Annotated in this window: 33 protein-coding genes; 9 read left to right on the top strand and 24 right to left on the bottom strand. The window is 63.1% G+C overall.

What is annotated here, in order from left to right; genetic code table 11:
• The first annotated feature begins 17 nt into the window (after positions 1-17).
• From argS to ACT7DK_RS01460, 7 genes are all read left to right on the top strand, one after another.
• Positions 18-1,772: an arginine--tRNA ligase gene (gene argS, locus ACT7DK_RS01490; protein WP_445395630.1), complete on the top strand. Its 1,755-nt coding sequence runs from the start codon at positions 18-20 to the stop codon at positions 1,770-1,772.
• A gap of 3 nt (positions 1,773-1,775) precedes the next feature.
• Positions 1,776-2,342, top strand: a complete 567-nt coding sequence (locus ACT7DK_RS01485; protein WP_445395628.1) for an SPOR domain-containing protein — start codon at positions 1,776-1,778, stop codon at positions 2,340-2,342.
• Positions 2,343-2,423: 81 nt separating this feature from the next.
• On the top strand, positions 2,424-2,954 hold the full coding sequence (gene hslV, locus ACT7DK_RS01480; protein WP_445395626.1) for an ATP-dependent protease subunit HslV: 531 nt from the start codon (positions 2,424-2,426) through the stop codon (positions 2,952-2,954).
• 49 nt (positions 2,955-3,003) lie between these two features.
• Positions 3,004-4,332 (top strand): HslU--HslV peptidase ATPase subunit, encoded by a 1,329-nt coding sequence (gene hslU / locus ACT7DK_RS01475; protein ID WP_445395624.1) that lies wholly within the window; start codon positions 3,004-3,006, stop codon positions 4,330-4,332.
• A 96-nt stretch (positions 4,333-4,428) separates the two neighbouring features.
• Positions 4,429-4,914, top strand: a complete 486-nt coding sequence (gene rraA / locus ACT7DK_RS01470; RefSeq protein WP_445395622.1) for a ribonuclease E activity regulator RraA — start codon at positions 4,429-4,431, stop codon at positions 4,912-4,914.
• Positions 4,915-5,042: 128 nt separating this feature from the next.
• Positions 5,043-5,828 (top strand): threonine/serine exporter family protein, encoded by a 786-nt coding sequence (locus tag ACT7DK_RS01465; protein ID WP_445395620.1) that lies wholly within the window; start codon positions 5,043-5,045, stop codon positions 5,826-5,828.
• Complete coding sequence (locus ACT7DK_RS01460; protein ID WP_445395618.1) at positions 5,825-6,292, top strand: threonine/serine exporter family protein; 468 nt, start codon at positions 5,825-5,827, stop codon at positions 6,290-6,292. The genes ACT7DK_RS01465 and ACT7DK_RS01460 overlap by 4 nt, the downstream gene beginning before the upstream one ends.
• A gap of 34 nt (positions 6,293-6,326) precedes the next feature.
• Here ACT7DK_RS01460 and ACT7DK_RS01455 read toward each other — a convergent pair whose 3' ends face one another.
• From ACT7DK_RS01455 to ACT7DK_RS01405, 11 genes are all read right to left on the bottom strand, one after another.
• Positions 6,327-6,536: a cell division protein ZapB gene (locus tag ACT7DK_RS01455; protein WP_445395616.1), complete on the bottom strand. Its 210-nt coding sequence runs from the start codon at positions 6,534-6,536 to the stop codon at positions 6,327-6,329.
• A gap of 140 nt (positions 6,537-6,676) precedes the next feature.
• Positions 6,677-7,459 carry a serine O-acetyltransferase gene (gene cysE, locus ACT7DK_RS01450; protein WP_445395614.1) on the bottom strand — a complete coding sequence of 261 codons (783 nt, stop codon included), beginning with the start codon at positions 7,457-7,459 and terminating at the stop codon, positions 6,677-6,679.
• Between the two features lie 3 nt (positions 7,460-7,462).
• Positions 7,463-8,398 carry a cation efflux pump FieF gene (gene fieF / locus ACT7DK_RS01445; RefSeq protein ID WP_445395612.1) on the bottom strand — a complete coding sequence of 312 codons (936 nt, stop codon included), beginning with the start codon at positions 8,396-8,398 and terminating at the stop codon, positions 7,463-7,465.
• 144 nt (positions 8,399-8,542) lie between these two features.
• A complete protein-coding gene (locus ACT7DK_RS01440; protein WP_445395610.1) occupies positions 8,543-8,845 on the bottom strand; it encodes a hypothetical protein in 303 nt (100 codons plus the stop codon).
• 118 nt (positions 8,846-8,963) lie between these two features.
• Positions 8,964-9,428 (bottom strand): tRNA (cytidine(34)-2'-O)-methyltransferase, encoded by a 465-nt coding sequence (locus tag ACT7DK_RS01435; RefSeq protein ID WP_445395608.1) that lies wholly within the window; start codon positions 9,426-9,428, stop codon positions 8,964-8,966.
• A 16-nt stretch (positions 9,429-9,444) separates the two neighbouring features.
• On the bottom strand, positions 9,445-10,794 hold the full coding sequence (gene dinF / locus ACT7DK_RS01430) for an MATE family efflux transporter DinF (protein ID WP_445395606.1): 1,350 nt from the start codon (positions 10,792-10,794) through the stop codon (positions 9,445-9,447).
• Between the two features lie 35 nt (positions 10,795-10,829).
• Positions 10,830-11,477: an SCO family protein gene (locus tag ACT7DK_RS01425; protein ID WP_445395604.1), complete on the bottom strand. Its 648-nt coding sequence runs from the start codon at positions 11,475-11,477 to the stop codon at positions 10,830-10,832.
• Positions 11,470-12,366: a heme o synthase gene (gene cyoE / locus ACT7DK_RS01420; RefSeq protein ID WP_445395602.1), complete on the bottom strand. Its 897-nt coding sequence runs from the start codon at positions 12,364-12,366 to the stop codon at positions 11,470-11,472. Before cyoE ends, ACT7DK_RS01425 begins: the two co-directional genes overlap by 8 nt.
• Positions 12,327-13,334, bottom strand: coding sequence for a COX15/CtaA family protein (locus tag ACT7DK_RS01415; RefSeq protein WP_445395600.1), 1,008 nt, complete (start codon positions 13,332-13,334; stop codon positions 12,327-12,329). The genes cyoE and ACT7DK_RS01415 overlap by 40 nt, the downstream gene beginning before the upstream one ends.
• A gap of 8 nt (positions 13,335-13,342) precedes the next feature.
• A complete protein-coding gene (locus ACT7DK_RS01410; protein WP_445395598.1) occupies positions 13,343-13,774 on the bottom strand; it encodes a hypothetical protein in 432 nt (143 codons plus the stop codon).
• A complete protein-coding gene (locus tag ACT7DK_RS01405; RefSeq protein ID WP_445395596.1) occupies positions 13,764-14,435 on the bottom strand; it encodes an SURF1 family protein in 672 nt (223 codons plus the stop codon). The genes ACT7DK_RS01410 and ACT7DK_RS01405 overlap by 11 nt, the downstream gene beginning before the upstream one ends.
• A 26-nt stretch (positions 14,436-14,461) precedes the next feature.
• Between ACT7DK_RS01405 and ACT7DK_RS01400 the strand changes: the two genes are divergently transcribed.
• On the top strand, positions 14,462-14,668 hold the full coding sequence (locus ACT7DK_RS01400; protein WP_445395594.1) for a DUF2909 family protein: 207 nt from the start codon (positions 14,462-14,464) through the stop codon (positions 14,666-14,668).
• An 18-nt stretch (positions 14,669-14,686) separates the two neighbouring features.
• Here ACT7DK_RS01400 and ACT7DK_RS01395 read toward each other — a convergent pair whose 3' ends face one another.
• From ACT7DK_RS01395 to ACT7DK_RS01365, 7 genes are all read right to left on the bottom strand, one after another.
• The gene (locus ACT7DK_RS01395) at positions 14,687-15,556 is read right to left on the bottom strand and encodes a cytochrome c oxidase subunit 3 (protein ID WP_445395592.1); all 870 of its coding nucleotides are present in this window, start codon (positions 15,554-15,556) and stop codon (positions 14,687-14,689) included.
• 13 nt (positions 15,557-15,569) lie between these two features.
• The gene (locus tag ACT7DK_RS01390; RefSeq protein WP_445395590.1) at positions 15,570-16,097 is read right to left on the bottom strand and encodes a cytochrome c oxidase assembly protein; all 528 of its coding nucleotides are present in this window, start codon (positions 16,095-16,097) and stop codon (positions 15,570-15,572) included.
• Positions 16,084-17,709 (bottom strand): cytochrome c oxidase subunit I, encoded by a 1,626-nt coding sequence (ctaD, locus tag ACT7DK_RS01385; RefSeq protein ID WP_445395588.1) that lies wholly within the window; start codon positions 17,707-17,709, stop codon positions 16,084-16,086. Before ctaD ends, ACT7DK_RS01390 begins: the two co-directional genes overlap by 14 nt.
• A gap of 9 nt (positions 17,710-17,718) precedes the next feature.
• Positions 17,719-18,840 (bottom strand): cytochrome c oxidase subunit II, encoded by a 1,122-nt coding sequence (coxB, locus tag ACT7DK_RS01380; RefSeq protein WP_445395586.1) that lies wholly within the window; start codon positions 18,838-18,840, stop codon positions 17,719-17,721.
• A gap of 597 nt (positions 18,841-19,437) precedes the next feature.
• On the bottom strand, positions 19,438-20,055 hold the full coding sequence (gene lexA / locus ACT7DK_RS01375) for a transcriptional repressor LexA (protein ID WP_445395584.1): 618 nt from the start codon (positions 20,053-20,055) through the stop codon (positions 19,438-19,440).
• 126 nt (positions 20,056-20,181) lie between these two features.
• Positions 20,182-21,054, bottom strand: a complete 873-nt coding sequence (gene ubiA, locus ACT7DK_RS01370; RefSeq protein ID WP_445395582.1) for a 4-hydroxybenzoate octaprenyltransferase — start codon at positions 21,052-21,054, stop codon at positions 20,182-20,184.
• A complete protein-coding gene (locus ACT7DK_RS01365; protein WP_445395580.1) occupies positions 21,051-21,590 on the bottom strand; it encodes a chorismate--pyruvate lyase family protein in 540 nt (179 codons plus the stop codon). The genes ubiA and ACT7DK_RS01365 overlap by 4 nt, the downstream gene beginning before the upstream one ends.
• 134 nt (positions 21,591-21,724) lie before the next feature.
• On the opposite strand from ACT7DK_RS01365, the gene ACT7DK_RS01360 reads away from it, so the two are divergent.
• Positions 21,725-22,126 carry a flagellar basal body-associated FliL family protein gene (locus tag ACT7DK_RS01360; RefSeq protein ID WP_445395578.1) on the top strand — a complete coding sequence of 134 codons (402 nt, stop codon included), beginning with the start codon at positions 21,725-21,727 and terminating at the stop codon, positions 22,124-22,126.
• Here the strand turns inward: ACT7DK_RS01360 and glpG are convergent.
• The 6 genes from glpG to livH are packed head-to-tail and all read right to left on the bottom strand — an operon-like array spanning position 22,120 to position 26,955.
• Positions 22,120-22,953, bottom strand: a complete 834-nt coding sequence (gene glpG / locus ACT7DK_RS01355) for a rhomboid family intramembrane serine protease GlpG (protein WP_445395576.1) — start codon at positions 22,951-22,953, stop codon at positions 22,120-22,122. The genes ACT7DK_RS01360 and glpG overlap by 7 nt on opposite strands.
• The gene (gene glpE / locus ACT7DK_RS01350) at positions 22,950-23,270 is read right to left on the bottom strand and encodes a thiosulfate sulfurtransferase GlpE (protein ID WP_445395574.1); all 321 of its coding nucleotides are present in this window, start codon (positions 23,268-23,270) and stop codon (positions 22,950-22,952) included. The genes glpG and glpE overlap by 4 nt, the downstream gene beginning before the upstream one ends.
• A 55-nt stretch (positions 23,271-23,325) precedes the next feature.
• Positions 23,326-24,030, bottom strand: coding sequence for an ABC transporter ATP-binding protein (locus tag ACT7DK_RS01345; protein WP_445395572.1), 705 nt, complete (start codon positions 24,028-24,030; stop codon positions 23,326-23,328).
• Positions 24,031-24,032: 2 nt separating this feature from the next.
• Positions 24,033-24,797: a high-affinity branched-chain amino acid ABC transporter ATP-binding protein LivG gene (gene livG / locus ACT7DK_RS01340; RefSeq protein WP_445395570.1), complete on the bottom strand. Its 765-nt coding sequence runs from the start codon at positions 24,795-24,797 to the stop codon at positions 24,033-24,035.
• A complete protein-coding gene (locus ACT7DK_RS01335; RefSeq protein ID WP_445395568.1) occupies positions 24,794-26,035 on the bottom strand; it encodes a high-affinity branched-chain amino acid ABC transporter permease LivM in 1,242 nt (413 codons plus the stop codon). The genes livG and ACT7DK_RS01335 overlap by 4 nt, the downstream gene beginning before the upstream one ends.
• Positions 26,032-26,955, bottom strand: a complete 924-nt coding sequence (gene livH, locus ACT7DK_RS01330; protein WP_445395566.1) for a high-affinity branched-chain amino acid ABC transporter permease LivH — start codon at positions 26,953-26,955, stop codon at positions 26,032-26,034. Before livH ends, ACT7DK_RS01335 begins: the two co-directional genes overlap by 4 nt.
• Positions 26,956-26,996 lie beyond the last annotated feature (41 nt).

The raw sequence follows: 26,996 nt of genomic DNA, 5'->3' as shown, positions 1-26,996 counted from the left end.
ATTTTGGTGAACTGATAATGAAAGAACATATTCAAGCGCTGCTTGAGCAGACGGTCTCAATCCTGAAACAGCAGGGCAAGCTGCCCGCCGAGCTGGAACCCCGCATCCAGGTAGACCGAACCAAAGACAAGGCCCACGGAGACCTCGCCACTAACCTGGCCCTGCTGCTGGCCAAGCCTGCCGGGCAGAATCCTCGCGCCCTGGCCCAGCTGCTGGTGGACCACCTGCCCGCCTCCGAACTGGTGGCCAAAACCGAACTGGCCGGCCCCGGCTTCATCAACTTCTTCCTCGACAGCGGCTGGCTGGCCCGGCAGGTGGACGCCATGGTGGCCGACGCTCGTGCCAACGTGCCCTTGGCCGAACAGTGCCAGACGGTGGTGGTGGACTACTCCGCCCCCAACGTGGCCAAGGAGATGCACGTGGGCCACCTGCGCTCCACCATCATCGGCGACGCCGTGGTGCGCACCCTGGAATTCCTCGGTCACAAGGTGATCCGCGCCAACCATATCGGCGACTGGGGTACCCAGTTCGGCATGCTGATAGCCCACCTGGAAGAGCTGGAAAAACAAAACCCCGAAGTGCTGTCCTCCGGCCTGTCCGACCTGGAGCAGTTCTACCGGGAGTCCAAACAGCAGTACGACGCAGATGCAGACTTTGCCGAGCGCGCCCGCAGCTACGTGGTACGGCTGCAGGGTGGCGATGACTACTGCCTGAACATGTGGCAAAAGCTGGTGGACATCACCCTGCAGCACAACCAGCAGGTCTACGACCGGCTCAAGGTATCGCTGAGCCCGGCGGACGTGATGGGCGAGAGCATGTACAACCCCATGCTGGCGGACATCGTGGCCGATCTGCAGCAGCAGGGCCTGGCGGTGGAAGACGACGGCGCCATCGTCGTCTACCTGGACGAGTATAAGAACAAGGACGGCGATCCCATGGGGGTCATCATCCGCAAGAAGGATGGCGGCTATCTCTACACCACTACCGACATCGCCTGCGCCAAGTACCGCTACGAGCGGCTGGGCGCCGATCGGGTGCTCTATTTCATCGACTCCCGCCAACACCAGCACCTGATGCAGGCCTGGAGCATAGTGCGCAAGGCCGGCTATGTGCCGGAGTCGGTCAGCCTGGAGCATCACGCCTTCGGCATGATGCTGGGCAAGGACGGCCGCCCCTTCAAAACCCGCTCCGGCGGCACCATCAAGCTGGTGGAGTTGCTCGAGGAGGCGGAGGAGCGCGCCGCAGCCCTGCTGGAGCAGAAGCAGACCGAACTCAGCGCCGAGGAAAAGACCCAGGTGGTCAGCCGGGTCGCGATGGGGGCGGTGAAATACGCCGATCTCTCCAAGAGCCGTACCACCGACTACATCTTCGACTGGGACAACATGCTGTCCTTCGAAGGCAACACCGCCCCCTACCTGCAGTATGCCTACACCCGGGTGCAGTCCATCTTCCGCAAGGCCGGGATCACCCCGAGCCAGTTGGACGGCGCCATTCTTATCCAGGCCCCGGCGGAAGAGGCCCTGGCCCAGAAACTGGTGCAGTTCAACGACACCGTCAGGTCGGTGGCTGACAAGGGCATGCCGCACCTGCTGTGTCTCTACCTTTTCGAGCTGGCCGGTGCCTTCATGAGCTTCTACGAGGCCTGCCCCGTCAACAAAGAGGGAGTGTCCGCCGCAGAGCGCGCCAGCCGGCTGCGCCTCTGTGCCGCTACCGCCAAGGTCCTGCAGCAGGGTCTGTCGCTGCTCGGCATCGACACCATGGAGCGCATGTAACCCATGCCCAGGGACTACGTCCGGCGCAGCAAACCCAAGAGAAACAGCCGCAGTCCCCGCTCCGGCGGGCGCGGTCGTGCGCCGGAGCGGCGGATCCCCTGGCTGGCCTTGACTCTGGTGGTATTGCTCGCCGCCAGCCTGGGCTACCTGATCTACCTGGTCAAGGGCTCGGCCGATGCCCGCACGGCCACCAAGGCCGCCCAGAGCACCCAAAGCCCGCCGCCGGCACCGGTCAATCCCATCGACCAGCGTCCGGTAGAAAAATGGCGCTATATCGAGCAGCTGGAAAACAAGGAAGTGGTCGTGGACGTACCCCAGGTGGAGGAGTCCAGCCAACGCTACCTGATGCAGTGCGGATCCTTCCGTTCCGCCGCCCAGGCCGAGCAGCTCAAGGCCCGCATCGCCTTTCAGGGCATGGTGGCCCAGGTGCGTCGTTCCGAAGGCAGCAACGGGGTGTGGTACCGGGTCATCCTCGGCCCTTACGAGCGCAAACGCCAGGCCGAACAGGACAAGCACAAGCTGCTGCGGACCAACGTCAATCATTGCGCTATCTGGAACTGGGAGGGTTGAACTCTCTCCCTGCCGCCCCCATTACTGTGAGCATGACATTTCCGCCAGTCCGGCTGGCCATACCGTCAAGTGAGGTTCACAGTGACAACAATCGTTTCAGTTCGCCGTAACGGCAAGGTGGTCATCGGGGGCGATGGCCAGGTTTCCCTCGGCAATACGGTGATGAAAGGCAACGCCCGCAAGGTACACCGCCTGTTCAATGGCAAGGTACTGGCCGGCTTCGCCGGCGGCACCGCCGACGCCTTCACCCTGCTGGAACGTTTCGAGGCCAAGCTGCAGGCCCATCAGGGCAATCTGGAGCGCGCCGCTGTGGCCCTGGCCAAGGACTGGCGTACCGACCGCACCTTGCGCCGGCTCGAAGCGCTGCTGGCGGTGGCCGACGACAAACATTCCTTCATCATCACCGGCAACGGCGACGTGGTGCAGCCCGAGCAGGATCTGATCGCCATCGGCTCCGGCGGCGCCTTCGCCCAATCCGCCGCCCGAGCCCTGCTGGAAAATACCGAGCTGGAAGCCCGCGACATCGTCGAAAAGGCACTGACCATCGCCGGCGACATCTGCGTCTATACCAACAGCAACCAGACCATTGAAGAGCTCGACTACAGCCACTGATTTTGGCCCGGGCCGGCCGGCCCCCGTGCCCGTACTACAGGAATAGATTATGTCCGAAATGACCCCGAGAGAAATCGTCCACGAACTGGACCGCCATATCGTCGGCCAGTCCGAGGCCAAGCGCGCCGTGGCCATCGCCCTGCGCAACCGCTGGCGCCGCATGCAGCTCCCCCCGGAGCTGCGCGTGGAGGTCACCCCCAAGAACATCCTGATGATAGGTCCGACCGGGGTGGGCAAGACCGAAATCGCCCGCCGCCTGGCCAAGCTGGCCAATGCGCCCTTCATCAAGGTAGAGGCGACCAAATTCACCGAAGTGGGCTATGTCGGCAAGGAAGTGGACACCATCATCCGTGATCTCACCGACATCGCGATGAAGATGACCCGCGAGCAGCAGCTGGAGAAGTTCCGTCACCGGGCCGAAGAAGCGGCGGAAGAGCGGGTGCTGGATGCCCTGCTGCCCAACCCGCGCAATACCTGGGGCGAAGAAGAAAAGGCCGACAACAGCAACAGCCGGCAGATCTTCCGCAAGAAGCTGCGCGAAGGTCGGCTCGACGACAAGGAGATTGAAATCAACGTCTCCACCCCGCAGATGGGGGTGGAGATCATGGCGCCGCCCGGCATGGAAGAGATGACCAGCCAGTTGCAGAGCATGTTCCAGAACCTGTCCGGCAACACCAGCAAGCAACGCAAGATGAAGATCAAGGATGCACTCAAGCTGCTGGTAGAGGAAGAAGCCGCCAAGCTGCTGAACCCGGAAGAGCTGAAGGAGCAGGCCATCGCCGCGGTGGAAAACCAGGGCATCGTGTTCATCGACGAGATCGACAAGATCTGCAAGCGCGGTGAAAGCTCGGGTCCGGACGTGTCCCGGGAAGGGGTGCAGCGGGATCTGCTGCCGCTGGTGGAGGGCTGCACCGTCAACACCAAGCACGGCATGGTGCGCACCGATCACATGCTGTTCATCGCCTCCGGCGCTTTCCAGGTGGCCAGACCCTCGGATCTGATCCCCGAGCTGCAGGGCCGGCTGCCGATCCGGGTGGAACTGAATTCCCTGACCACCGACGACTTCGAACGCATCCTCACCGAGCCCAGCGCCTCGCTCACCGAGCAGTACAAGGCACTGCTGGCCACCGAGAGCGTCACCGTCGACTTTACCAAGGAAGGCATCCGCCGGCTGGCGGAAGCGGCCTGGCGGGTCAATGAAACTACCGAGAACATCGGCGCCCGTCGTCTGCATACGGTGATGGAGCGACTGCTCGACGAGCTGTCCTTTGAGGCGTCCGACAAACCCGGCGAAACCATCACCATAGACGCAGACTATGTGGATCGTTACCTCAAAAACCTGGTCGAAGACGAAGACCTGAGCCGTTTTATCCTCTGATCCCACCAATAACGGGAGCGGTCACATTATTGTGATTGAAAACCGCTCCCGCCTCTTTATACTGAAGTTACCTTGTTTCCAGATGTGGCTGATTCCATGGAATACAATACTTCTGAATTGTGCGATACCTACATGGACATGGTCGACGTGGTCGAGCCCATGTTTTCCAGTTTCGGCGGCCGGAGTTCCTTCGGCGGCACCGTTTCCACCATCAAGTGCTTCGAGGCCAACGGCCTGATCATGGAAGCGGTCAAGGCGAGCGGCGTGGGCCGGGTATTGCTGATCGACGGTGGTGGCTCCCTGCGCCGGGCGTTGATCGATGCCGAAATCGCCGAGATAGCGGCGGAAAACGGCTGGGAAGGCATTGTCTGCTATGGCTGCGTGCGGGAAGTCGACGCCCTGGAAGAGCTGGACATCGGCATTCAGGCGCTGGCCTCCATTCCGGTGGGCGCCGACGACAGCGACATCGGCGAGCAGGACGTCCCGGTCAATTTCGGCGGAGTCACCTTTCTGCCCGAGGATCACCTCTATGCCGATACCACCGGCATCATCCTCTCGCCCGAGCCCCTGGATATAGAATAAAGCCCATCTCCTTTCAGAAGCCTGTCTCCGGACAGGCTTTTTCGTTTTATTACCTAAAAATTGATAGACGACAAGACCACCAAGCTAAAAACGGAGTAAAAATACATCATTTCTAAGGAGGTGGTGTTATGCAGGACAGGCTCGCTCCCGCAACCGACGCAGCGCAGCGTCAGGTTTCACGGCAGGTCATCCAGGCCGGCCAGTTGCTGATGCAGCACGGCGCCGAAAGCGCCCTGATCGAAAGCCTGACCCGGCGTCTCGGCCTGGCCCTGGGACTGGACGGGGTCGAGGTCAGCCTGGCCAACGATGCACTGATCGTCACCACCCTGCTCCAGGGCCATTGCCTCACCACCTGTCGACGCTGTCCCGACAAGGGCATCAACATGCAGATGGTGTCGGAGGTGCAGCGGCTCTGCATCATGGCCGAGAAAGGGTTGCTCGACGGCCGGACTGCGGCTCGCCGTCTGGCCCGGCTCAAGCCGCTGCGCTATCCCCGCCCCCTGGTGATCCTGATGGTGGGACTCTCCTGCGCTTCCTTTGCCCGCCTGGCCGGCGCCGACTGGCCGGTATTCGCCCTGACCCTGGCGGCCTCGACCAGCGGCCTCTGGGTGCGCCAGGAGCTGGCCCTGCGTCACTTCAATCCCCTGCTCAACTTTGCCCTGACCGCCTTCATCACCACCCTGATTGCCAGCCAGGGGCTGCTGCACCGCTGGGGCGAGCAACCCTTCCTGGCCATCCCTTGCTCGGTGCTGATGCTGGTGCCGGGCTTTCCGCTGATCAATGCCGCCGCCGACATGGTCCAGGGCTACATCAACACCGGCCTGGCGCGCTGGACCATGGCCACCCTGCTGACTCTGGCCACCAGCATCGGCATTATCTCGGCAATGAACCTGCTTGGACTACGGGGGTGGTGATGGAACTGTTGACAGGACTGGCCAACGACATGCTGTTCGCCACGATACCGGCGCTGGGCTTCGCCCTGCTGTTCAACGTGCCGTCCAGGGCACTCAAATACTGCGCCCAGGGCGGTGCCTTGGGCCATGGTAGCCGCTACCTGCTGCTGGCGGCCGGCATGCCGATAGAATGGGCCAGCTTTCTCGCCGCCACATTGGTGGGCATGCTGGGGGTCTACTGGGCCCGCCGCTTCCTGGCCCACCCCAAGGTGTTCACGGTGGCGGCGGTGATCCCCATGATACCGGGGGTCTATGCCTACAAGGCAATGATCGCCCTGGTGGAGATCAGCCAGCACGGCTACACCCCGGAGCTGTGGGGCAGCCTGGTGGCCAACTTTCTCAAGGCGATGTTCATCGTGGCCGGGCTGGCCATCGGACTGGCGATGCCGGGACTGCTGCTCTACCGGCGCCGTCCTTTGGTGTGATAAAGACAACGCCGGCGTAGCCGGCGTTCGGTACTCAGGCGCTTTCTTCCACCTGGTCGATCTTGCCCAGCAACACCCGCAGGCGTTCCTGCCAGGCATCGTGCTGCTGTTTCAGCTGCTGGTTCTCTTCGCCCAGGCGGCCGTTCTGCTCTTTCAGCTCGTCCACTTCCATCTGCAACAGGGAAATGGTGTCTACCGCCGCCTGGATTTTGGCTTCCAGTTTTTCCAATACATCAAAAGACATGCACTAACCCCTAATCATCGTTATCCGGCCCGCAGGCCCCTCACGCCCGAGCATACCCCGGCCAACCCAAGACAACAAGCGGCCCCGAGCATAAGGATGCCGTTTGCGGTTAATTTGTGCCGGCCGCGTCAACGGCGGTCTCAGATATTCTGGCTCATGTCCAGTGACGGCTTGTCGGAGCCGGGCCGACCCACGATCCGGGCCGGCACCCCGGCGACGGTGGTATGGGCCGGCACCGGCTCCAGCACTACGCTGCCGGCACCGATCTTGGCCCCCTCGCCCACCTCGATATTGCCCAGTATCTTGGCCCCGGCACCGATCATCACGCCTTCCCGGATCTTGGGATGGCGATCGCCCCCCTCCTTGCCGGTGCCGCCCAGGGTCACGTTCTGCAGTATGGACACATCGTCCTCGATCACCGCCGTCTCCCCCACCACTATGCCGGTGGCGTGGTCGAACATGATGCCCTTGCCGATGCGGGCCGCCGGGTGCACATCGACCCCGAACACCACCGAAATCTGGTTCTGCAGATAGGTGGCCAGGGAGCGGCGGCCGTGGCGCCACAACCAGTTGGAAATACGATAGCCCTGCAGCGCATGGAAGCCCTTGAGATACAGCAAGGGGGTGGAAAACAGCGATACCGCCGGATCCCGTTCCTGCACCGCACAGATGTCCGTGGCCACCATGTCCAGGATGGCCGGCTCTTCGTCCAGTGCCACCTCTATCACTTCCCGCAGGCTGATGGCCGGCATCACCGAGCTTTCCAGCTTGTTGGCCAGAATAAAACTCAGGGCACACTTCAGCGTGTCGTGATTGAGGATAGTGGAATAAAAAAAGCTGCCGAGCATCGGCTCTTCCGCGATCATCCGCTGGGCTTCTTCGCGGATACACAGCCAGGTTCGGGATTGAATGCCGTCTTCCATGGATTAGACCTTGTTTTCTATAAATTGATGTTCACTCATATCCTGGGAATGGGCCTCACGGGGCAAGACCGAGATAGGGTCCATATGAATGATGACGTCGGTATCGGGAAACAGGGTGCGCAGTTCCCGCTCTGCCCTGTCGGCGATACGATGGGCCCGGACCAGGGGCAGTTGATCGTCCAGCTCCAGGTGCAACTGGATAAACCGGGTCTGGCCCGACTGCCGGGTGCGCAGCTCATGCAGGCCATGCACCCCTTCCACCGCCAAACAGGTATCAATAATGCGCTTTTGCTCCTCTTCCGGCAACCGTCTGTCGAGCAGCATCTGCACCGAGTCGTAGCCTATCTTCAGCGCCCCCCGCAGTATGTAGCCACCGATCAACACCGCGAAGACACCATCGGTCCAGTGCCAGCCGTACCAGGCCAGGGCGATGGCCAGCAGCACCCCGACATTGAGCAGTATGTCCGAGCGGTAATGCAGCTGATCGGCGCGGATGGCCACGGAGCCGGTGCGCCGGATCACATAGCCCTGGAACAACACCAGGCCGATGGTCAGCGCCAATGAAAACAGCATCACCCCAAGTCCAAGCTCCGCATGGGTCACCTCCTGGGCATTCAGCAACCGGGAAACGCCGTTGATGATCAAAAAGATGGCCGAGCCGCTGATAAAGGCCGACTGGGCCAGCCCCGCCAGGGATTCGGCCTTGCCGTGGCCGAAGCGGTGGTCCTGATCCGGCGGCACCAGGGCATAGCGGATGGCCATCAGGTTGATGAGTGAAGCGCTGATGTCCAGCAGGGAGTCGGTCAGGGAGGCGAGCATGCTGGCGGAGCCGGTATAGAACCAGGCCAGCAACTTGGCCAGTATCATGACGCCGGCCACCACCGCGGCGGCAATGGCGGCCGTGGTCACCAGGCGGGAATAGGAGGTGGAGTGCTTCATCGTTCAGCCGGACAAGGGGATTTGGTTTAGTATACCCCCGCCGACCGCCGAACGTGACCCCGAAGAGCCCGGCCTAAAGTAAGATGCCCCGCGAATGCGGGGCATGAGGGTATTGATAGAACCGTTTGTCGTCGTGTGGGACTGCTACAAATCACATAGCAGGCATTCCAGCTCCTGCTTGGCATCATCAATCATCTGATACAACTCGAAGGCATCCTGCCGCTGCAAAGTAAGGCTGACCTGCTGTTGCGGGGCTTCTTCGCACTGTTCGCAGACCAGTTCCATGCCCTGTTCGCCCCGCTTGAAGTAAACGTGTTCAAACTCGCTGGTAAAATGCTGATTGTGCTCGATAATATCAACTTCCAGCAAGCCGGTCGGATTGACCACTATATGGGCATGAAGTGGTTCTGTGCCCTGTAGGGTATAGCTACATTGCCTTGCCAACATCTCCGTCTCCTTCTGCCTGAAAAATTGCTCCACTATTGTAGAACAGGCGTGGAATGATCGATAAATAATCAATGGAGTTCCATGGTTATGCCTTAATAACCAGGCAGTCTAAATGGTTTCATACCGCACCGGCAAAGCCCTGCTGGCGCCAGGCCTCGTAGCTGATCACCGCCACCGCGTTGGACAGGTTCAGGCTGCGGCTGTCGGGCTGCATGGGGATGCGGATACGGAACTCGGGCGCCACCGCCGCCAGCACGGCATCCGGCAGGCCCCGGGTCTCGGGCCCGAACAGCAGTACGTCGCCGGGCTGGTAGGCCGGCTCGTGGTGATGCCGGCTGCCCTTGGTAGAACAGGCGAACAGGCGCCGCCCGGCCATGGCCGCCAGAAACGCCGCGTAGTTGGAATGCAGTTGGATCCGGCCAAAATCCGCATAATCCAGCCCGGCCCGACGCAGTTTCTTCTCTTCCAGGTTGAAGCCGAGCGGCTCTATCAGGTGCAGCCGGCAGCCGTTGTTGCGCACCAGGCGCATGATGTTGCCGGTATTGGGGGCGATTTCCGGCTCATAGAGGGCAATCTCAAACATCTTTCGTTTCTCTCATCTATACGGCCTCGCCGGTAAACCCCTGCCGACGGTCGAGCCGCCACCAGGCCCAGGCCAGGGTCAGGCCCCGGGCCAACATAAAACAGAACATGGCCAGCCAGAGGCCATGGTTGCCCAGCTCCCGGGCCAACCACCACACCGGGAAGAACACGACCAGGGTGGAGACCAGCATCATGTCGCGCATTTCCCGACCGCGGGTCGTGCCGATAAAGATGCCGTCGAGGATAAAGCACCAGCAGGCGGCCAGCGGCATCAGCACCAGCCAGGGCAGGTAGAGCTCCGCCTGGGCCCGGACCTCCGGAATGCTGGTGATCAGACCGACCAGGCATTCGCCGGCCAGGGCGAACACCAGGGTGAACACCACCGCCACCAGGGCGCCCCAGAACAGGTTGAGGGCGCAGGCCTGGCGGAATCGCTCCCGGCTGCGCTCTCCCACCGCCTTGCCCACCATGGCCTCCACCGCGTAGGCGAAGCCATCGAGGCCGTAGGAGATGAACATCAGGAAATTCATCAGCACGGCATTGGCCGCCACCACCCCATCCCCCAGCCGGGCGCCCTGGAAGGTCATAAAGGCAAAGGTCAATTGCAGGCAGAGGGCACGGATAAAAATGTCCCGGTTCAGCCCCAGCAGACGGCCGAAGGCCACGCGGTTCAGACAGCACCGCCAGAAGCCGGCGGCGGGCCTGAGCCCGCGGACGCGCAGGGTACGCCAGACCAGCCAGGCCCCCAGTCCCATGGTCAGATAATCGGCCAGCACCGAGGCTGCCGCCGCCCCCTTCACCTGCCAGCCCAGGTCCAGCACGAACCAGAGGTCGAGCAGGATATTGGCACTGTTGCCCAGGATCAGCAGCCACATGGGCGCCTGGGCGTTCTGGTTGCCCAGCAACCAGCCCAGCAGCACCAGGTTGGTCAAGGCCGCCGGTGCACTCCAGATGCGCACACTGACGTATTCACGGCCGTAGTGCTGCACCTCGGCACTGCCGCCGGCCAACCAGAAGGCCAACTCGATCAAGGGGTGCTGCAGCGCCAATATCAGCAGTGCCAGGCCCCAGGCCAACACCAGGGCCCGTACCAGCACCTGCAACAGAAGCTCGCCATTGCCGGCACCGACGGCCTGGGCGCTGAGCCCAGTGGTCGACATGCGCAGAAAACCGAGCAGCCAGAAGATCAGGCTGATGACGGTGGCGCCCACCGCCACCCCACCCAGGTAGTAGGCCTGCTCCAGGTGACCGATGACGAGGGTGTCCACCAGGCCGAGCAGGGGCACGGTAATGTTGGACAGCACCATGGGCAGGGCCAGGGCGAACACCTGGCGGTGTCTGGTCCCATTCAGGCAGGAAGACCCCATCAATAACTCGGATGGCAACTGGAAAGAGGGTCGGCCTAGCCGCCCCATTGCCTGCGGATACGGGCCAGATCCCGGACCAGTTCATCCCCGTCGACCAGCGGCATCATGCTCTGCTCGTCGAAACCGGGGCGGAAAGAAGCGTGCAACTCTCCCCTGGGGTTGACCAGGGCGATGGAGGCGGAATGATCCACCAAGTAATCCCGCTCTTCCCGCTCGTGGATACCGTAGATCAGCCCCAGCTGCTGCACCGCCGGCATCAGCAGCTCGTGGTCGGCGGTCGCCGCCACGAAGTCGGGATTGAAATAGGCGGTGTAGGCCTTGAGCCGCTCGGGGGTATCCCGCTCGGGATCCACCGACACAAACACCACCTGCACCGGCTCGTTCGGCTGTTGCAGCTCGGGATAGATGCGCGCCAGATCCGCCAGGGTGGTGGGACAGATATCGGGGCAGAAGGTATAGCCGACAAACACCAGGCTCCAGCGGCCGGCAAACCGCTGCTCGGTGAAGGGCTCGCCGTCGGCATCGAGCAGGCTGATGCCCTTGAGCGGCCGAGGCTCGGGGTAGACCACCACCGCCTCGGTCAGGCTGTTCTCCCTGTTGTTGTACCAGGCAACGCCGCTCAGGCTGCCCGCTATCAGTAAGGTGATCGCCACTACCCATATCAGCTTGCTCGTATTAGCCATAGTCTATCCAGTGATCCGCCAGTATCAGCACGAACAGCCACATCAGGTGGCTGATTGAAAAGCGGAAACATTGTAGTGCGGTTTGTGGCTCAGGTCTAAATTTCAGCCGCCAGGCCCATTGGATGAAGCGCAGGTTGAGCAGCAGCGCCCCCAGCAGGTAGAGCGGACCCGACATGCCGACGACCCAGGGCAGCAGGCATACCAGGGTGAGCAACAGGGTATAAAGCAGCACGCAGGTCTTGGTGAACTCGATACCATGGGTGACCGGCAGCATGGGAATGGCGGCCTTGGCGTAGTCATCCCGGCGGTGGATGGCCAGCGCCCAGAAATGGGGGGGAGTCCAGGCGAAGATGATCATCACCAACAACAGGGCATGGCCGTGGAAGTCCCCGGTCACCGCGGTCCAGCCCAGCAGCGGCGGCATGGCCCCGGCCAGGCCGCCGATGACGATGTTCTGGGGCGTGGCCCGCTTCAGCCAGACGGTATAGACCACCGCATAACCGAGCAGGGATGCCAGGGTCAACCAGGCGGTCAGGGCATTGACCCACAGCAGCAGCACCGCCAGCCCGGCCACCGACAAGGCGAAGGCAAAGGCCAGGGCGGGTGCCGTCTGTACCCGCCCCTGGGCCACCGGCCGGTGGTAGGTGCGGGCCATCTTGATGTCGATGCGCCTGTCCAGCACATGGTTGATGGCCGCCGCCCCGCCCGCCATCAACCCTATCCCCAGGGTCGCGGCCACCACCAGCTGCGGACTCGGCAGCATGCCGGTGAGAAACATCCCCACCACGGCGGTCAGCAGGATCAGCAGCACCACCTTGGGTTTGGTGAGGGCGAAATAATCCCGCCAGGTCAATTCCCAGCGTCTGGGCAATAATGCGCTTCGTGCCATGCTTCCTCCCTGTAACGCCAGAGGCGTTCACCCGTTCCCGTTAAAATCAGCAATAGCGCCGCCGCCCCGGCATTGTGGGCCACTGCCACCGCCAGCGGCAGGTGCAGCACCACATTGGCCACGCCCAGGGCCAGTTGGCCAGCCACCCCCAGTGCCAGGCAGGCCCCCCAGCCCTTCATGCCGCGCCGCAGCCACAGCCGCCAGGCCAGTGCCAGCAGCAGCAGCGCGGTCACCAGGGCCCACAGCCGGTGGGCGGCATGGATGGTGACCCTTTCCTCCTGGCTGAGCACCCCGTATTGATAGGTTTCGGCCGGCACGCCATGGGGGTGAAAGGCGCTCCATTGCCACTGGCCCAACCAGTCTCCCTGGCACACCGGCAGCTCCAGGCAGGCCAGGGCGGCATAGTTGGCCGCGGTCCAGCCGCCCAGGGCGATCTGCAGCACCAGGGCCCCCAGCCCCGCCAGGTACCAGCCGCCCAGGCCGACAACCCGGGGCGGCTCGGGCGCCGTTCGCCGCCCCCGGCAGACGGCCAGGAACAACAGCGCCAGTATGGTAAAACCGCCCAGCAGGTGGCCCATCACCACGAAAGGCAGCAGGTTGAGGGTCACCGTCAGCATGCCCAGGGTCGCCTGGCCGGCCACCAGCGCCAGCAGCAGCCAGGCGGGCAGCCGATAGGCCCGGTGCGCCGCCTTGAGCGACCACAGCGCCATCAGCAGTATGGTCACCCCCAGCAAGCCCGCCGCGTAACGATGCACCATTTCGTTGCGCGCCTTGACCGGCTCCAGCGGGCGGTCGGGAAAGCGCTCCGCCGCCAGCCGCTGGGCCTGCTCCGAGCTGGGAACGCCGTGGAAGCCGTAGCAGCCGGGCCAGTCGGGACAACCCAGGCCGGCATCGGTGAGACGGGTATAGGCACCCAGCACCACCACCACCAGGGTCAGGGCAAAGGCAAAAATACCGAGTTTGCGCATGCGGCCTCCTATCCGGCCCGGGAAAACTTGAGCAGACGACGCAAATCGCCGAGCAGCGCCTTGCCGGTCAGTCGGTCCCGCTGCACGTCGCCGCTCAGGGCATAACGCATGACAAGCTGGCCGGGCGGATCCGCGATATAGACAAAACCGGCCTCCAGTCCGGGCCCGGCCGGCACTCGAACCACCGCCACCCGCTCTTCATCCCGTCCCAGGGCGAGGTCGATGTTGTGCAGCAAGGGGCCAGCATCGGCGCAGTGGCTGCACTCCGGCGCCAGTGGCAGCACCAGCCGCCACTGGCGCGCCCCGTCGATCCGTCCTTCCACCCACTCACCCTGGCCCTTGACCCCGGGGGCGAACCAGCCCTGCTGCAGGGTGAGCCAGGCCAGGGCCACCGGCAGCAGGAATACCCCCACCAGCGCCAACACAGGTTTATGTTTCATGCCGCCTCCGATAGAACACCAACGCCGTCACCCCCACCGCCAGGGCCATGGCAAACCACTGTACCGCATAGCCCAGGTGCCGCTCCGGCCCCATCGCCACCGGTTGCCAGTCGGATCCCTCTTCCAGCCGTAACACGAACGGCAGCACCCGCTGACCCCAACGGACCTGCAGCAGGGTGGGATCCAGCCCGCTGATGCGCCGTGCCTGGGGGGTCGGGGCGCCGCCCAGGGACAGGGGCGGCCGATAGGGCCGGACCAGGGACCCGCTCAACCGCACCGGCCCTTCCGGTAACGTCACCACCGGCAGCCGGCGCCGGTCCGGATCAGCCGGCCACCAACCGGTATCCACCGCCAGCAGGCCATAGGGGGTCTGCAGCGGGCGGATCAGGCGGTAGCCCGCCCGCCCCTCGTGGATTTGGTTGTCGAGGAAGAGATCGCCGCCGGCCAGGTAGACACCGCCCAGTTCCAGGCGGTAGCCGAAAGGAGCATCGATAACCAAGGCTTCATCCAGATCCAGGACAATGTCGCGCCGTTGCTGCCATTCCTGCAACAATTGGCGCTTGTCATCGGCACGGGACAGCTGCCAGACGCCCATGGTGACCATCAGCATGGTCATCAGCAGGGTCAGCGCCAGCAATCCCCAACTTTTTCCTATACTCAAGAGTCGCCCTCTCCAGGAAACGATTAATGCTGCTCAAACTGTTGATTGTGCTGTTGTTGCTGATGATGATCGGCAACCTGTTGCTGGGCCTGAAAGCCATGCTCTCCAACCGGGACCCGGTGCTGATGAGCCGTTACATCGGCCGCCGGCTGCTGTTTGCCGCCATTATCCTGCTGCTGCTGATCCTGGCGATGGCCACCGGCCTGCTGGTGCCCAACCCCACCCCTGGATAGAGCACCAAACGAAACCCACTATAAAATATAGACAAAGACGAACAGGCAGAGCCAGACCACATCCACGAAGTGCCAATACCAGCTGCTGGCCTGAAAGCCGAAATGCTGGGCCGGGGTGAAATGCCCCTTGTTGACCCGCAGCCACATGATGAGCAGCATCAGGGTACCCAGGGTGACGTGGGCCCCGTGAAAACCGGTGAGCAGGAAGAAGGTGTTGCCGTAGATGCCGGAGTCCAGCCGCAGGCCCAGATCCCGGTAGGCATGCACGTATTCCCAGGCCTGCAGCGCCAGGAACAGCATCCCCAACAGCACGGTCAGTCCCAACCACTGCTTCAGCCGGGTGCGCCGCTCCCGCAGCAACGCCAGATGGGCGAGATGGGCGGTCACGGAAGAACTCAGCAGGATGACGGTGTTGACCAGCGGCAGGCCGAACCAGCCCATGGCGGTGGTTTCCATCCCGCCCGGGGTCAGCAGCAGGGGCCAGCTGGCGGTAAAGTCGGGCCACAGCACCTCATTGGTCATGGCGTTGTTGCCGGCCCCACCCAGCCAGGGCACCGCCAGCACCCGGGCGTAAAACAGAGCACCGAAGAAGGCACCGAAGAACATCACCTCCGAAAAGATGAACCAGCTCATACCCTGGCGGAAAGAGCGGTCCATCTGTTCGCTGTACAGCCCGGAATGGGACTCATCGATCACGTTGCCGAACCAACCGAACAGCATAAAGGTCATCACCAGGGTGCCGGCGGTAAACACCAGGGGGCCGGTGATGCCGGCGATACCCGCGGCCCACATGCCGGCTCCCGAGGCCAGCAGAAACAAACCGATGGCGCCGACTATCGGCCATGGGCTCTGGGCCGGCACATAATACTGTTGGGTCTTGACCTCCATGACTGCCTCCTTGCTAGCTGCGCGTGGCAACCTGCTCGCTGATGTCGTAAAGGGTATAGGACAGGGTGAATACCTCGATATTGCCGGGCAAGGCCTCATCCACATAGAAGCGCATCGGCATCACCGCCTGCTCTCGTGCCGCCAGGGGCTGCTCCTGAAAACAGAAGCACTCGGTCTTGCGCAGATAGCCCGCCGCCACTCCTGGCGAGACCGACGGAATGGCCCGCAGCACCCTGTCCTCCGCCGCATGACTGGTCACGGTGAAGTCTACCTGGTGCATCTCGCCCGGATGCACCTGCAGCCGCCGCACCGAGGATTCGAAATCGCCGTTAAGGCCCTTGGCCTTGTAGGTGACGAACTCCACCGTCACCAGCCGCTGCTCGTCCATGGCCCTGGACTCCGCCGCCGCCGTGGTGGCGGTTTTGCCGTTCAGGCCGGTAAGATCGCAGAACACGTCATACAGCGGTACCAGGGCGAAGCCGAAGCCGAACATGACGACCGCCATCAGGCCGAGTCTGAGTGCTTTTTTACCGTGATCCATTGCCTTCGATCTCCGGGGGGGTGCTGAACGTGTGGTAGGGCGCCGGCGAGGGCACCGTCCACTCCAGACCGTGAGCCCCTTCCCAGGGGCTGGCCGCCGCCTTTTCGCCGCCGCGGATGCATTTCACCAGCACCGCCACGAAGATCAGCTGGGACAGGCCGAAGGCAAAGCCGCCGATACTGACCAAGCCGTTGATGTCGGCAAACTGCAGCGAATAGTCGGGGATGCGCCGGGGCATGCCGGCCAGCCCGAGGAAGTGCATGGGGAAGAAGAGGATGTTGACCGAAATCACCGAGCACCAGAAATGCCACTTGGCCAGTCGCTCGTCGAACATGTGGCCGGTCCATTTTGGCATCCAGTAGTAGGCCGCCGCCATGATCGAGAAGATGGCGCCGGACACCAGCACGTAGTGGAAGTGGGCCACCACGAAATAGGTGTCGTGGTACTGGAAGTCGGCCGGGGTGATGGCCAGCATCAGGCCGCTGAAGCCGCCGATGGTGAACAGCACGATAAAGGCCAGGGCGAACAGCATGGGCACCTCGAAACTGATGGCGCCGCGCCACATGGTGGCCACCCAGTTGAACACCTTGACCCCGGTGGGCACCGAGATCAGCATGGTGCAGTACATGAAGAACAGCTCCGCCGCCACCGGCATGCCCACGGTAAACATATGGTGCGCCCACACCAGGAAGCTCAGCCCGGCGATGGAGGCGGTGGCATACACCATGGAGGCATAACCGAACAGCCGCTTGCGACTGAAGGTGGGCACGATGGCCGAAATGATGCCGAAACTCGGCAAGATCATGATGTACACCTCGGGGTGGCCGAAGAACCAGAAGATATGCTGGAACAGCACGGGGTCGCCGCCGCCGGCCGCCTCGAAGAAGCTGGTGCCGAAATACTTGTCGGTGAGCACCATGGTCACCGCCCCCGCCAGCACCGGCATCACCGCGATCAGCAGGAAGGCGGTGATCAGCCAGGTCCAGCAGAACAGGGGCAGTTTCATCCAGGTCATGCCTGGCGCTCTCAGGTTCCAGATGGTAACGATGACGTTGATCGCCCCCATGATCGAGCTGATGCCCATGATATGGATGGCGAACACGAACAGAGCGGTGCTGTCCGGGGCATAGGTGGTGGACAGGGGGGCGTAGAAGGTCCAGCCGAAGTTGGGGCCGCCGCCGGGCATGAACAACGAGCTCAGCATCAGCAGGAAGGCGAAGGGCAGGATCCAGAAGCTCCAGTTGTTCATGCGCGGCAGCGCCATGTCGGGAGCGCCTATCATCATCGGGATCATCCAGTTGGCCAGGCCGACAAAGGCGGGCATGACGGCACCGAACACCATGATGAGGCCGTGCATGGTGGTCATCTGGTTGAAGAAATTGGGATCCACCAGCTGCAGGCCGGGCTGGAACAGCTCGGCGCGGATGACCATGGCCATGCTGCCGCCCAGCAGGAACATGGCCAGGCTGAACAGCAGGTAGAGGCTGCCGATGTCCTTGTGGTTGGTGGTCAACAGCCAGCGCATGATGCCCCTGGCCGGGCCCTGGTGGTGATGGTCATCCGCCACGTCCAGCTGGTCGTCCGCGGTTTGTGTCCGGTCTAACTGCGTCATCCCTGCCCCCTATTGTCCCTGCCTGGCTTGATGGATGTCCTTGGGCTGCACCAGATCACCGGTGTCGTTGCCCCAGGCGTTGCGCTCGTAAGTGATCACGGCGGCCAGCTCCTTCAGCGCCAGCTGCCGGTCGAAGCTCTGCATGGCGGTGCCCTCCTTGCCGTAGAGCACGATATCGATATGGGACGCCCTGTCGTTCAGCACCATGTTGCTGCCCCTGAGCGCGGGGAAGGCGCCGGGTATACCCTCGCCATTGGCCTGGTGGCAGGCGGCGCAGCTGCGCTGATACACCTGCTCGCCCAGGGTCATCATCTCTTCCATGGTCATTTCCATCGCCAGCAATTCCTGCTCGGCGGCCCGGGCCTCGGCCTGCTCCGCCTTCACCCGGGCCAGCCAGCCGTCGAACTCGCCGGGCGGGCGGACATCCACCACTATCGGCATAAAGGCGTGATCCTTGCCGCACAGCTCGGCGCACTGGCCGCGGTAGAGACCGGGCTGGTTGATGCGGGTCCAGGCCTCGTTGATAAAGCCGGGAATGGCGTCCTTCTTGACCGCGAAGGCCGGCACCCACCAGGAATGGATGACGTCATCGGCGGTGATCAGGAAGCGCACCTTGCGATCCGTGGGCAACACCAGGGGCCGGTCCACTTCCAGCAGGTAGTTGTCGCGCTTACGCAGGCTGCCGTCGATTTCCTGGGGCAGGGTGGCGAGCAGGCTGAAGAATTCGACGTCCTCATCGAAGTAGCGGTAGTGCCATTTCCACTGGGAGGCGGTGATCTGCACCGTCAGATCCGACTGGCTGGCGTCCTCCATGGCGATCAGGGTACGGGTGGCGGGAATGGCCATGGCCACCAGGATCAGGAAGGGGATGATGGTCCAGAGGATTTCCACCTTGGTGCTTTCATGGAACTGGGCGGCCTTGGCCCCCTTGGACTTGCGGTGATGGAGCAGGGCCCAGAACATGGCCCCGAACACCACCAGGCCGATCAGCGCGCAGATGATGAGTATGGTCATGTGCAGGCCATACACCTTCTGGCTGATATCGGTGACCCCCTGGGTCATATTGAGACGGCTTTGCGCCCACACGGGCAGCGGTGCCACTAGCGACAGCAGCAGAAAAATCGGCTTCACACGCACCCCCAAAAGTCTTAGTCCTTTATTTTGGCGCACTCGAAAGAGAGTCAGTGCTTACCGAACCACCGCGTCCATCGGTCCGGCACACACTAAGTAAAGCATTGATTATGAAAAAGTAAAAAAATGAAAAAGAAGCGGGAAGCGGGAAGCGGGAAGCGGGAAGCGGGAAGCGGGAAGCGGGAAGCGGGAAGCGGGAAGCGGGAAGCGGGAAGCGGGAAGCGGGAAGCGGGAAGCGGGAAGCGGGAAGCGGGAAGCGGGAAGCGGGAAGCGCATCTTAGGCCCCCATCCCCAGGGAAGCAAGTGGCTTAAAACCTGTTTATGATTTTTGTTAGGCGGCCTGTGGCCACCCAGCGAAGAGGCAATAGGCGCCGCTGAGCTTTGGGGGACAAAGGCTGCGGCTGCACCGACCCACCGCGCCAGGGAAGGCGCGGTGGAGCCCCCATGGGGCGAGCTTGTCCGCCGTGACGAGCCATTTCGGCCTGACCGAACATCCAGTGAATGTTCGCAGCAGGTCGAAGTGATGAGTATCGGATCCCACGGCGTGTCGGCGGAGTAGTGCCCGTTGGCCTAGAACAAAAGATTGCCAACAGGTTCTTAAAAATCGCTGTTGCGGATCACGCCCACCGCCAGGCCTTCGATGATCAGCTCCTGGCTCCGCAGGTCAACCTCGATGGGCGACAGCTCCTCGTTCTCCGGCAGCAGGCTGACCCTGCTGCCCTGACGCCGGAAGCGCTTGACCGTGACCTCGTCGTCGAGCCGGGCCACCACCACCTGGCCGTTGCGCACCTCACCGGTCTTGTGCACCGCCAGCAGGTCGCCGTCCATGATGCCGATGTCCTTCATACTCATTCCCTTGACCCGTAGCAGGAAATCTGCCGGCGGATGGAACAGGGCCGGATCCAACCGGTAATGGCTCTCTATATGCTGCTGTGCCAGGATGGGCTCACCGGCGGCTACCCGCCCGATCAGCGGCAGACCCGGCTCTTCTCCCGCTTCCTCCTCTTGCGCCAGGCGGATCCCCCGGGAGGTGCCGGGCATCATCTCGATCACCCCCTTCTTGGCCAGGGCCTTCAAATGTTCCTCGGCGGCATTGGCGGACTTGAAGCCCAGGGACTGGGCGATCTCGGCACGGGTGGGCGGCATACCGGTCTGCTGGATATGCTCCTTGATGATCTCCAGCACCTGGGACTGGCGAGGGGTTAGCGCTTTCATAGGAAACCTGTTTTTTTATACAGCTAACTGTCAGTATATCCAGTAAATCCCGCAGGGCAAGCACAATAAACCACGGTGTCGCTCCTCCCGGCCGGCCTTTCCTTGTAGCCAAGGGCGGCGATAGGGTTACCACTGCGCCAAGGCCAGGCCGGCAAACACCGCCATGCCCGCATGGTTATTGTTGAGGAAAGCCTGGAAGCAGGCCGCCCGCTCCCGGTCCCGGATCAGTCGCTGCTGGTACACGAACAACGCGGCGGCGGCCAACAGCCCCCAGTAGAAAGACGCAGCCAGGGCGAACACCTGACCGGCCGCCACCAGCAGCAGCAGGGTGGCCAGTTGCAGCAGGCCGACGATCAGCTTGTCACGCCGGCCGAACAGGATGGCGGTGGACTTGACCCCAATCCTGAGATCGTCATCCCTGTCCACCATGGCGTACATGGTGTCGTAGGCTACCGTCCAACACAGGTTGGCGGCAAACAACAACCAGAGCCCGGCCGGCAGGCTGTCTGCCTGGGCGGAGAAGGCCATGGGAATGGCCCAGGAGAAGGCGATACCCAGAAACAGCTGGGGCAGATGGGTAAACCGCTTCATAAAGGGATAGAGCGCGGCCCAGAACAGGCCGGCAAAGGCCAGGCCGATGGTGAGGGCGTTGGTGGTCAGCACCAGCACAAAGGAAAGGCCCACCAGCAGGGCGAAAAAGCCCAGCGCCTGGCGTTCGGTCAGCTCGCCGGCGGGCAACGGCCGGGCCTGGGTGCGCTTGACGTGGCCGTCGATATGGCGGTCCGCATAGTCGTTAATCACGCAGCCGGCGGAGCGCATGAAAAACACCCCGGCGACGAACACCAGCAGCACCCAGGGGGAAGGCAGGCCGTCGGCAGCGATCCACAGGGCCCAGAGGGTGGGCCAGAGCAGCAGCAGGCTGCCGATGGGCTTGTCCATGCGGGCCAGCGCCATGTAGGCACGCCAGCGCGGGCGGGAAGGCGAAGTCAGGGTGGTCATGTTACAGGCTCCTGATAGGCGGGCACGGCGGGAAGGAACAGCTCGGTCACCAGCACCCGGGCTCGCCCGGTGGCCAGCACGGACCGCCGGCCCCAGAGGGTGCCAGTCGCCCCTGCCCGCGCCACCAGCCGTTCATAGTCGACGGGCGCCAGTTCGGTGAACTCGAAGGAGGAACGCTGCAGGTCCGGGGCATCGAACAACAGCTCCCCCAGGGCACGCCGTCCCAGGCCGGTCAGCTCCGGCATGGCGGCCCGGGTGGCCGGGGAATAGAGGGAACTGGCATAGACCCAAGGCCGGCCGTCGCAATACAACAAGACTTCCCGGCAATAGGCCAGTTCGGTGTCCAGCAGGGCCATCTGTTCCGGGCTCAGGGGTAACAGGACATCGCTGGCCAGCACCTCCACCCGGAAGTCACGACTGTGCCGGCGCAAACGCTCGGTCAGGGAACCGGGATCCCGCAGCCAATCGCACAGGGTGGGCCGCCGCTGCGGCAGCGCCGCCGTCCAGTGCCAGAGATGATCGACAGAGGGCGTCACGGCTGATTCCTGAAATAACGGATACACATATAAAAAGACACGACTCAGTTGCTTTAAAAATCACGTATTTACTTGACCGGCCCGGTATTTGTTTAAACAATGCGCTCCAGAAACCAAGGCTGGAGACATTGTTTATGCTACGCATCGCTGCGCTGTGCATCTTGCTGGCGGCGACGGGCCGCGCCCAGGCACAGGAAGCACCCCCGACTTCCGAAGGGCCCCTATACTACACCATGACGCCGGACATTATTACCAACTACCAGAACTCCGGCCAGACCCTGGGCTATATCCGCGTGTCCATCGAGCTGATGCTGGAGCAGGCCGACCAGATGCCGCTGGTGGAGCAGCATATGCCGCTGCTGCGGGACGCCGTCAACAACCTGCTGGCAGAAAAGAACCAGCAGGAGATCCGCTCCCTGGCCGCCCGCACCGAATTGGCCAGCGAAGGCCTGCGCCGACTGAACGACCTGCTGCTGAAGGAAACCGGCCAGGCACCCATCCGCCGCCTGCTGTTCACCAACTTCCTCTATCAGTAACGCCGGGAGCTGTTGTCTAGCCGGGCCTGCGCCAGGCCGATCAGGCCGCCGCCAAGGTGGGCCAGATTGGCCACCGGTCCCAGCACGCCGGCAAAGCCCAGCACCAGCCACACCACCATGAACACCGCCATGCCATCCGGCAGGCCGATGCCCCGCAGCGGGTTGAGCCGCCCGCTGAGCCAGACATAGGCCAACAGGGCGTAGACCACCCCGGACAGGCCGCCGAAGCGGGGGCCGCTGGCCCAGTATTGCATCAGGTTGGGCAACACCGCCGCCACCAGCAAGAGGGACAACAGTTTGCCGTGTCCCAGGCGCCGTTCCACCATGCCCCCCAGATACCACCACCAGAACAGGTTGAACACCAGGTGCATCAGGGAGAAATGCAGCAGCGCCGGGGTGAAGGCGCGCCAGAACTCCAGCCCCAGCAGTTGTTCCCAGCGGGGCGGAAAGGACAGCAAGCCGAACATCGGCAGTCCCAGCCAGCTCAGGCCGTAGACCAGCAGGCAGGCCAGCAGCACCAGCAGGTTCACCGGTCCGGTCTGGCGCAGCAGATCGCTCAGCCAACCCGCCGCCTGGCGATCATGGCTAAAGCGGACATGGGTGTCGCCCTGACGCCAGGAGGCGTCCTGGTAACGAGGATGCAGGGGCTCGGCCAGAAAGCGTTTCACCTCCTGCAGCGCCTCCTGGTAGCGGGACTCGTTGACCAGCCAGATGCTGACGTTGTTGTCGTCGTCCAGGGTCAGTTCGCATTTGAGCCCGATATCGGCCAAATAATCCACAAAGGCCTGGGCCCGGCGCGGATCATCGAGCACCAGCAGCAGCTTCATCCGGCCCCGACCACCGCCTGGGTGCGGCGCCAGGCCTCGAAGCCGCCATCCAGGCTATAGACTTCCTCGAAGCCCTGGTGGATCAGGTATTGGGCCGCGCCCTGGCTGCTGATGCCGTGGTAGCACATCACGATGACCGGAGTGTCGAAGTCCACCTCGTTGGTGAACCGCACCAGGCTGTCGTTGGTCAGGTGGAAGGCCCCTTCGGCGTGCGCCAGGGCAAAAGACTGGGGATCGCGGATATCGACCAGCCGGGCGCGACCCTCGGCCAGCAGGGTGTGCGCTTCCGCCACCGAAATATGGGCAAACTGCTCCATCACTCACTCCTCGCATGAATTTAGGGCAGTTTACCCAATAGCGGCGGCCTTGGCATCACCCGCCCAGGTAGGCCCGCTGCACCTGCTCGTTGACCAGCAGGGCGGCACCGGTGTCGGCCAGCACGATACGGCCGTTTTCCAGCACATAGCCGCGGTCCGCCAACTTCAGTGCCTGGTTGGCATTCTGCTCCACCAGGAAGATGGTCATGCCCCGCTCCTCGCGTAGACGGGCGATGATGTCGAAGATCTGAGCGATGATGATGGGAGCCAGACCCAGCGACGGCTCATCCAGCAGCAGCAGCCGCGGCTTGCTCATCAGTGCCCTGCCGATGGCCAGCATTTGCTGCTCGCCACCGGACATGGTCCCGGCCCGCTGGTGCATGCGCTCCTTGAGCCGGGGGAACATCTGGTACACCTCCGCCAGCAGGCCCTCGTGCTCGTGCTTGTCCACGAAGAAGGCACCCATGTGCAGGTTTTCCTCCACCGTCAGCCGGGAAAAGATCCGCCGCCCCTCGGGTACGATGGCGATGTCCTTGCGCATGATGGTGGCAGTGTCCAGGGCGCTCATGTCCTGCCCCTCGAACAGCACCCGCCCCTGGGTCGGCTTGGGGTCGCCACAGATGGCCATCATCAGGGTGGTCTTGCCCGCCCCGTTGGCGCCGATCAGCGTGACTATCTCCCCCTTGTCGATATGGACGGACACCTCCTCCAGCGCCTGGATCTTGCCGTAGCTGGCGCTCACATTCTCCACTTGCAGCATGGTCAGGCTTCTCCCAGGTAGGCTTTGATCACGTCGGGGTTGTTGCGCACCCGCTCCGGGGTGCCGTCGGCCAGGGGCCGGCCCTGGTTGACCACGTAGATATGGTCGGAGATGCCCATCACCAGTTTCATGTCGTGCTCGATCAACAGTATGCTGACCCCCTCGTTGTCGCGCAGATCGCAGATCAGTCGATCCAGCTCATGGGTCTCGTTCGGATTAAGCCCCGCCGCCGGCTCGTCCAGCATCAGCAGTTGCGGCCGGGCCGCCATGCAGCGGGCGATCTCCAGCCGGCGCTGCTGGCCGTAGGCCAGGTTGCCGGCGGTACGGTTGGCAAACTCGGTCAGCCTCACCTTTTCCAGCCAGTAGTGGGCCCGCTCCAGCCCTTCCCGCTCCGCCCGGCGGAAGCCGGGGGTCTTGAACAGGCCAGAGAGGAAGTTGGTATTGAGATGACGATGCTGGGCCACCAGCAGGTTTTCCAGCACCGTCATCTCCTTGAACAGGCGTACGTGCTGGAAGGTACGCACCATGCCGAGGCGGGCGATTTTGTGGCCGGGCATGCCCTGGATCTCCTGCCCCTTGAAATTGACGGTACCGCCGCTCGGCCGGTAGAAGCCGGACAGGCAGTTGAACACCGTGGTCTTGCCGGCCCCGTTGGGGCCGATCACCGAGACGATCTGCCGCTCTCCCAGGGACAGCGCCACCCCGTCCACGGCCACCAGGCCGCCGAAGCGCATGGTCAGGCCGGATACCCTTAACAGCTCGGTCATGATTTCAGCTCCATGTGGGGTCTGTGCATCGGCAGCAGGCCCTGGGGTCGCCAGATCATCATCAATACCATCAGCAGGCCGAACAACAGCATGCGGTATTCGTTAAACTCCCGGGTCAGCTCCGGCAGTATGGTCATGACGATGGCCGCCAGCACCACCCCAATCTGCGAGCCCATGCCGCCCAGCACCACGATGGCAAGGATGATGGCCGACTCGATGAACACGAAGGACTCGGGGCTGATAAAGCCCTGGCGGGCGGCGAAGAAGCTGCCGGCAAAACCGGCGAAGGCGGCCCCGATGGTGAAGGCGCTCAGCTTGATAAGCGTCGGGTTGAGGCCGAGCGAGCGGCAGGCGATTTCGTCCTCGCGCAGCGCCTCCCAGGCCCGGCCGAGCGGCATGCGCAGCAGCCGGTTGATGATGAAGATGGTGAACACCACCAGCACCAGTGCCAGCAGGTAGAGGAAGATCACCTTGTGCCCCGAGTTGTAGGCAATGCCGAAGAACTCGTGGAAAAGGTTCTCGCCCCGGCGTTCGAACTCCAGCCCGAACAGGGTCGGCTTGGGAATACCGGCGATGCCGTTGGGACCACCGGTCAATTCCGTCATGTTGTTGAGCAGGATGCGGATGATCTCGCCGAAGCCAAGGGTGACGATGGCCAGGTAGTCCCCGCGCAGGCGCAGCACCGGAAAACCGAGCAGAAAGCCGAACAGGGCCGCCATGCCGCCGGCGATCAACAGGCAGGTCCAGAAATCCAGTCCCAGGTAGGCGTTGAGCAGGGCATAGGTATAGGCACCCACCGCGTAGAAGCCGACATAGCCCAGGTCCAGCAGGCCGGCCAGGCCTACCACCACGTTCAGCCCCAGCCCCAGCATCACGTAGATCAGGGTCAGGGTGGCCAGGTCGACGGCGCCGCGGGAGCCGACGAAGGGCCAGATGATGAGGGCGCTCAGCACCAGCACGGTGACGATGCGGTACAGCCAGGGCTGCTCTTCCGGGGCCGGCAGGGCAAAGTGGCCCTTGCGGTCGGACAGGTAGCGGAAAGGCTGGCGCAGTTGGGTCTGGAACAGCTGCGCCAGCAACACCAGGGCCGCGCCCAGGGCCAGCCATTCCCAGGCCGCATCCAGGCGGTTGGTGACCACCAGCCGGGTACCGGCGGTTTCCAGCCGGAAGCCGAGCAGCCAGCCGGCCAGCACCAGGAACAGGACGGCAGCGATGAGGGCGGGTTTGAGCTTGTTCATACTTTTTCCACCTCCGGTTTGCCCAGTATGCCGGTGGGCATGAACAGCAGCACCGCGATCAGCAGGCCGAAGGACACCACGTCCTTGTATTCGGTGCTGAAGTAGGCGCCGGTCATGGCCTCGGTCACGCCCAGCAGCAGGCCGCCGAGCACGGCGCCGGGAATGCTGCCGATGCCGCCGAGCACCGCGGCGGTAAAGGCCTTGAGCCCCGCCATAAAGCCGATGTAAGGGTTGATGACGCCGTAGTAGGAGCCCAGCAGCACCCCGGCCACCGCCGCCAGGGCGGCGCCGATCACGAAGGTGAGCGCGATGATGGTGTTGCTGTTGATGCCGAGCAGGTTGGCCATCTTCAGGTCCTCGGCGCAGGCGCGGCAGGCGCGGCCCATGCGCGAGCGGGAGATGAACAGGGACAACAGCGTCATGGCGACGAAGGTCACCAGGAAGATGATCAGTTGCATGTAGGACAGGGAGGCCTGGAACCCTCCCTCGCCGAAGCTCCAGCCGCCGGGGATCAGGCTGGGCATGGCGACGTCCCGCGAGCCCTGGCTGAGGCGCATCATGTTCTGCAGAAAGATGGACATCCCGATGGCGGAGATCAGGGCGATCAGCCGCTTGCTGTTGCGCAGCGGCCGGTAGGCCACCCGCTCGATGGAATAGCCGTAGACGCTGGTCAGGGTGATGCTCACCAGGAAGGCGGAAGTCAGCAGCAGGAAGCTGCTGTCGATGCCCGCCATCATCAGGCCGGTCATCACCATGAAGGCGGCATAGGCGCCGATCATGTAGACCTCGCCGTGGGCGAAGTTGATCATGCCGATGATGCCGTACACCATGGTGTAGCCGATGGCGATCAGGGCATAGGTGCTGCCGATGGTCAGGCCATTGAGCAGCTGCTGGACGAAATAAAGCACGGGCTCAGACATACAACCTTGTCCTTGTCGTAAGAGCGGTCGGGAAAATCGGG

Source organism: Zobellella sp. An-6, assembly GCF_052487945.1.
Note: the sequence above shows the minus strand (reverse complement) of the source record. Positions and strands in the feature narration are given on the sequence as shown.

Coding starts and splice junctions, on each gene's coding strand:
- argS (WP_445395630.1), top strand. CDS start 18: ATGAAAGAACATATTCAAGCGCTGCTTGAGCAGACGGTCTCAATCCTG.
- ACT7DK_RS01485 (WP_445395628.1), top strand. CDS start 1,776: ATGCCCAGGGACTACGTCCGGCGCAGCAAACCCAAGAGAAACAGCCGC.
- hslU (WP_445395624.1), top strand. CDS start 3,004: ATGTCCGAAATGACCCCGAGAGAAATCGTCCACGAACTGGACCGCCAT.
- rraA (WP_445395622.1), top strand. CDS start 4,429: ATGGAATACAATACTTCTGAATTGTGCGATACCTACATGGACATGGTC.
- ACT7DK_RS01465 (WP_445395620.1), top strand. CDS start 5,043: ATGCAGGACAGGCTCGCTCCCGCAACCGACGCAGCGCAGCGTCAGGTT.
- ACT7DK_RS01455 (WP_445395616.1), bottom strand. CDS start 6,536: ATGTCTTTTGATGTATTGGAAAAACTGGAAGCCAAAATCCAGGCGGCG.
- cysE (WP_445395614.1), bottom strand. CDS start 7,459: ATGGAAGACGGCATTCAATCCCGAACCTGGCTGTGTATCCGCGAAGAA.
- fieF (WP_445395612.1), bottom strand. CDS start 8,398: ATGAAGCACTCCACCTCCTATTCCCGCCTGGTGACCACGGCCGCCATT.
- ACT7DK_RS01440 (WP_445395610.1), bottom strand. CDS start 8,845: ATGTTGGCAAGGCAATGTAGCTATACCCTACAGGGCACAGAACCACTT.
- ACT7DK_RS01435 (WP_445395608.1), bottom strand. CDS start 9,428: ATGTTTGAGATTGCCCTCTATGAGCCGGAAATCGCCCCCAATACCGGC.
- dinF (WP_445395606.1), bottom strand. CDS start 10,794: ATGGGGTCTTCCTGCCTGAATGGGACCAGACACCGCCAGGTGTTCGCC.
- ACT7DK_RS01425 (WP_445395604.1), bottom strand. CDS start 11,477: ATGGCTAATACGAGCAAGCTGATATGGGTAGTGGCGATCACCTTACTG.
- cyoE (WP_445395602.1), bottom strand. CDS start 12,366: ATGGCACGAAGCGCATTATTGCCCAGACGCTGGGAATTGACCTGGCGG.
- ACT7DK_RS01415 (WP_445395600.1), bottom strand. CDS start 13,334: ATGCGCAAACTCGGTATTTTTGCCTTTGCCCTGACCCTGGTGGTGGTG.
- ACT7DK_RS01410 (WP_445395598.1), bottom strand. CDS start 13,774: ATGAAACATAAACCTGTGTTGGCGCTGGTGGGGGTATTCCTGCTGCCG.
- ACT7DK_RS01400 (WP_445395594.1), top strand. CDS start 14,462: ATGCTGCTCAAACTGTTGATTGTGCTGTTGTTGCTGATGATGATCGGC.
- ACT7DK_RS01395 (WP_445395592.1), bottom strand. CDS start 15,556: ATGGAGGTCAAGACCCAACAGTATTATGTGCCGGCCCAGAGCCCATGG.
- ACT7DK_RS01390 (WP_445395590.1), bottom strand. CDS start 16,097: ATGGATCACGGTAAAAAAGCACTCAGACTCGGCCTGATGGCGGTCGTC.
- ctaD (WP_445395588.1), bottom strand. CDS start 17,709: ATGACGCAGTTAGACCGGACACAAACCGCGGACGACCAGCTGGACGTG.
- lexA (WP_445395584.1), bottom strand. CDS start 20,055: ATGAAAGCGCTAACCCCTCGCCAGTCCCAGGTGCTGGAGATCATCAAG.
- ubiA (WP_445395582.1), bottom strand. CDS start 21,054: ATGACCACCCTGACTTCGCCTTCCCGCCCGCGCTGGCGTGCCTACATG.
- ACT7DK_RS01360 (WP_445395578.1), top strand. CDS start 21,725: ATGCTACGCATCGCTGCGCTGTGCATCTTGCTGGCGGCGACGGGCCGC.
- glpG (WP_445395576.1), bottom strand. CDS start 22,953: ATGAAGCTGCTGCTGGTGCTCGATGATCCGCGCCGGGCCCAGGCCTTT.
- glpE (WP_445395574.1), bottom strand. CDS start 23,270: ATGGAGCAGTTTGCCCATATTTCGGTGGCGGAAGCGCACACCCTGCTG.
- ACT7DK_RS01345 (WP_445395572.1), bottom strand. CDS start 24,030: ATGCTGCAAGTGGAGAATGTGAGCGCCAGCTACGGCAAGATCCAGGCG.
- livG (WP_445395570.1), bottom strand. CDS start 24,797: ATGACCGAGCTGTTAAGGGTATCCGGCCTGACCATGCGCTTCGGCGGC.
- ACT7DK_RS01335 (WP_445395568.1), bottom strand. CDS start 26,035: ATGAACAAGCTCAAACCCGCCCTCATCGCTGCCGTCCTGTTCCTGGTG.
- livH (WP_445395566.1), bottom strand. CDS start 26,955: ATGTCTGAGCCCGTGCTTTATTTCGTCCAGCAGCTGCTCAATGGCCTG.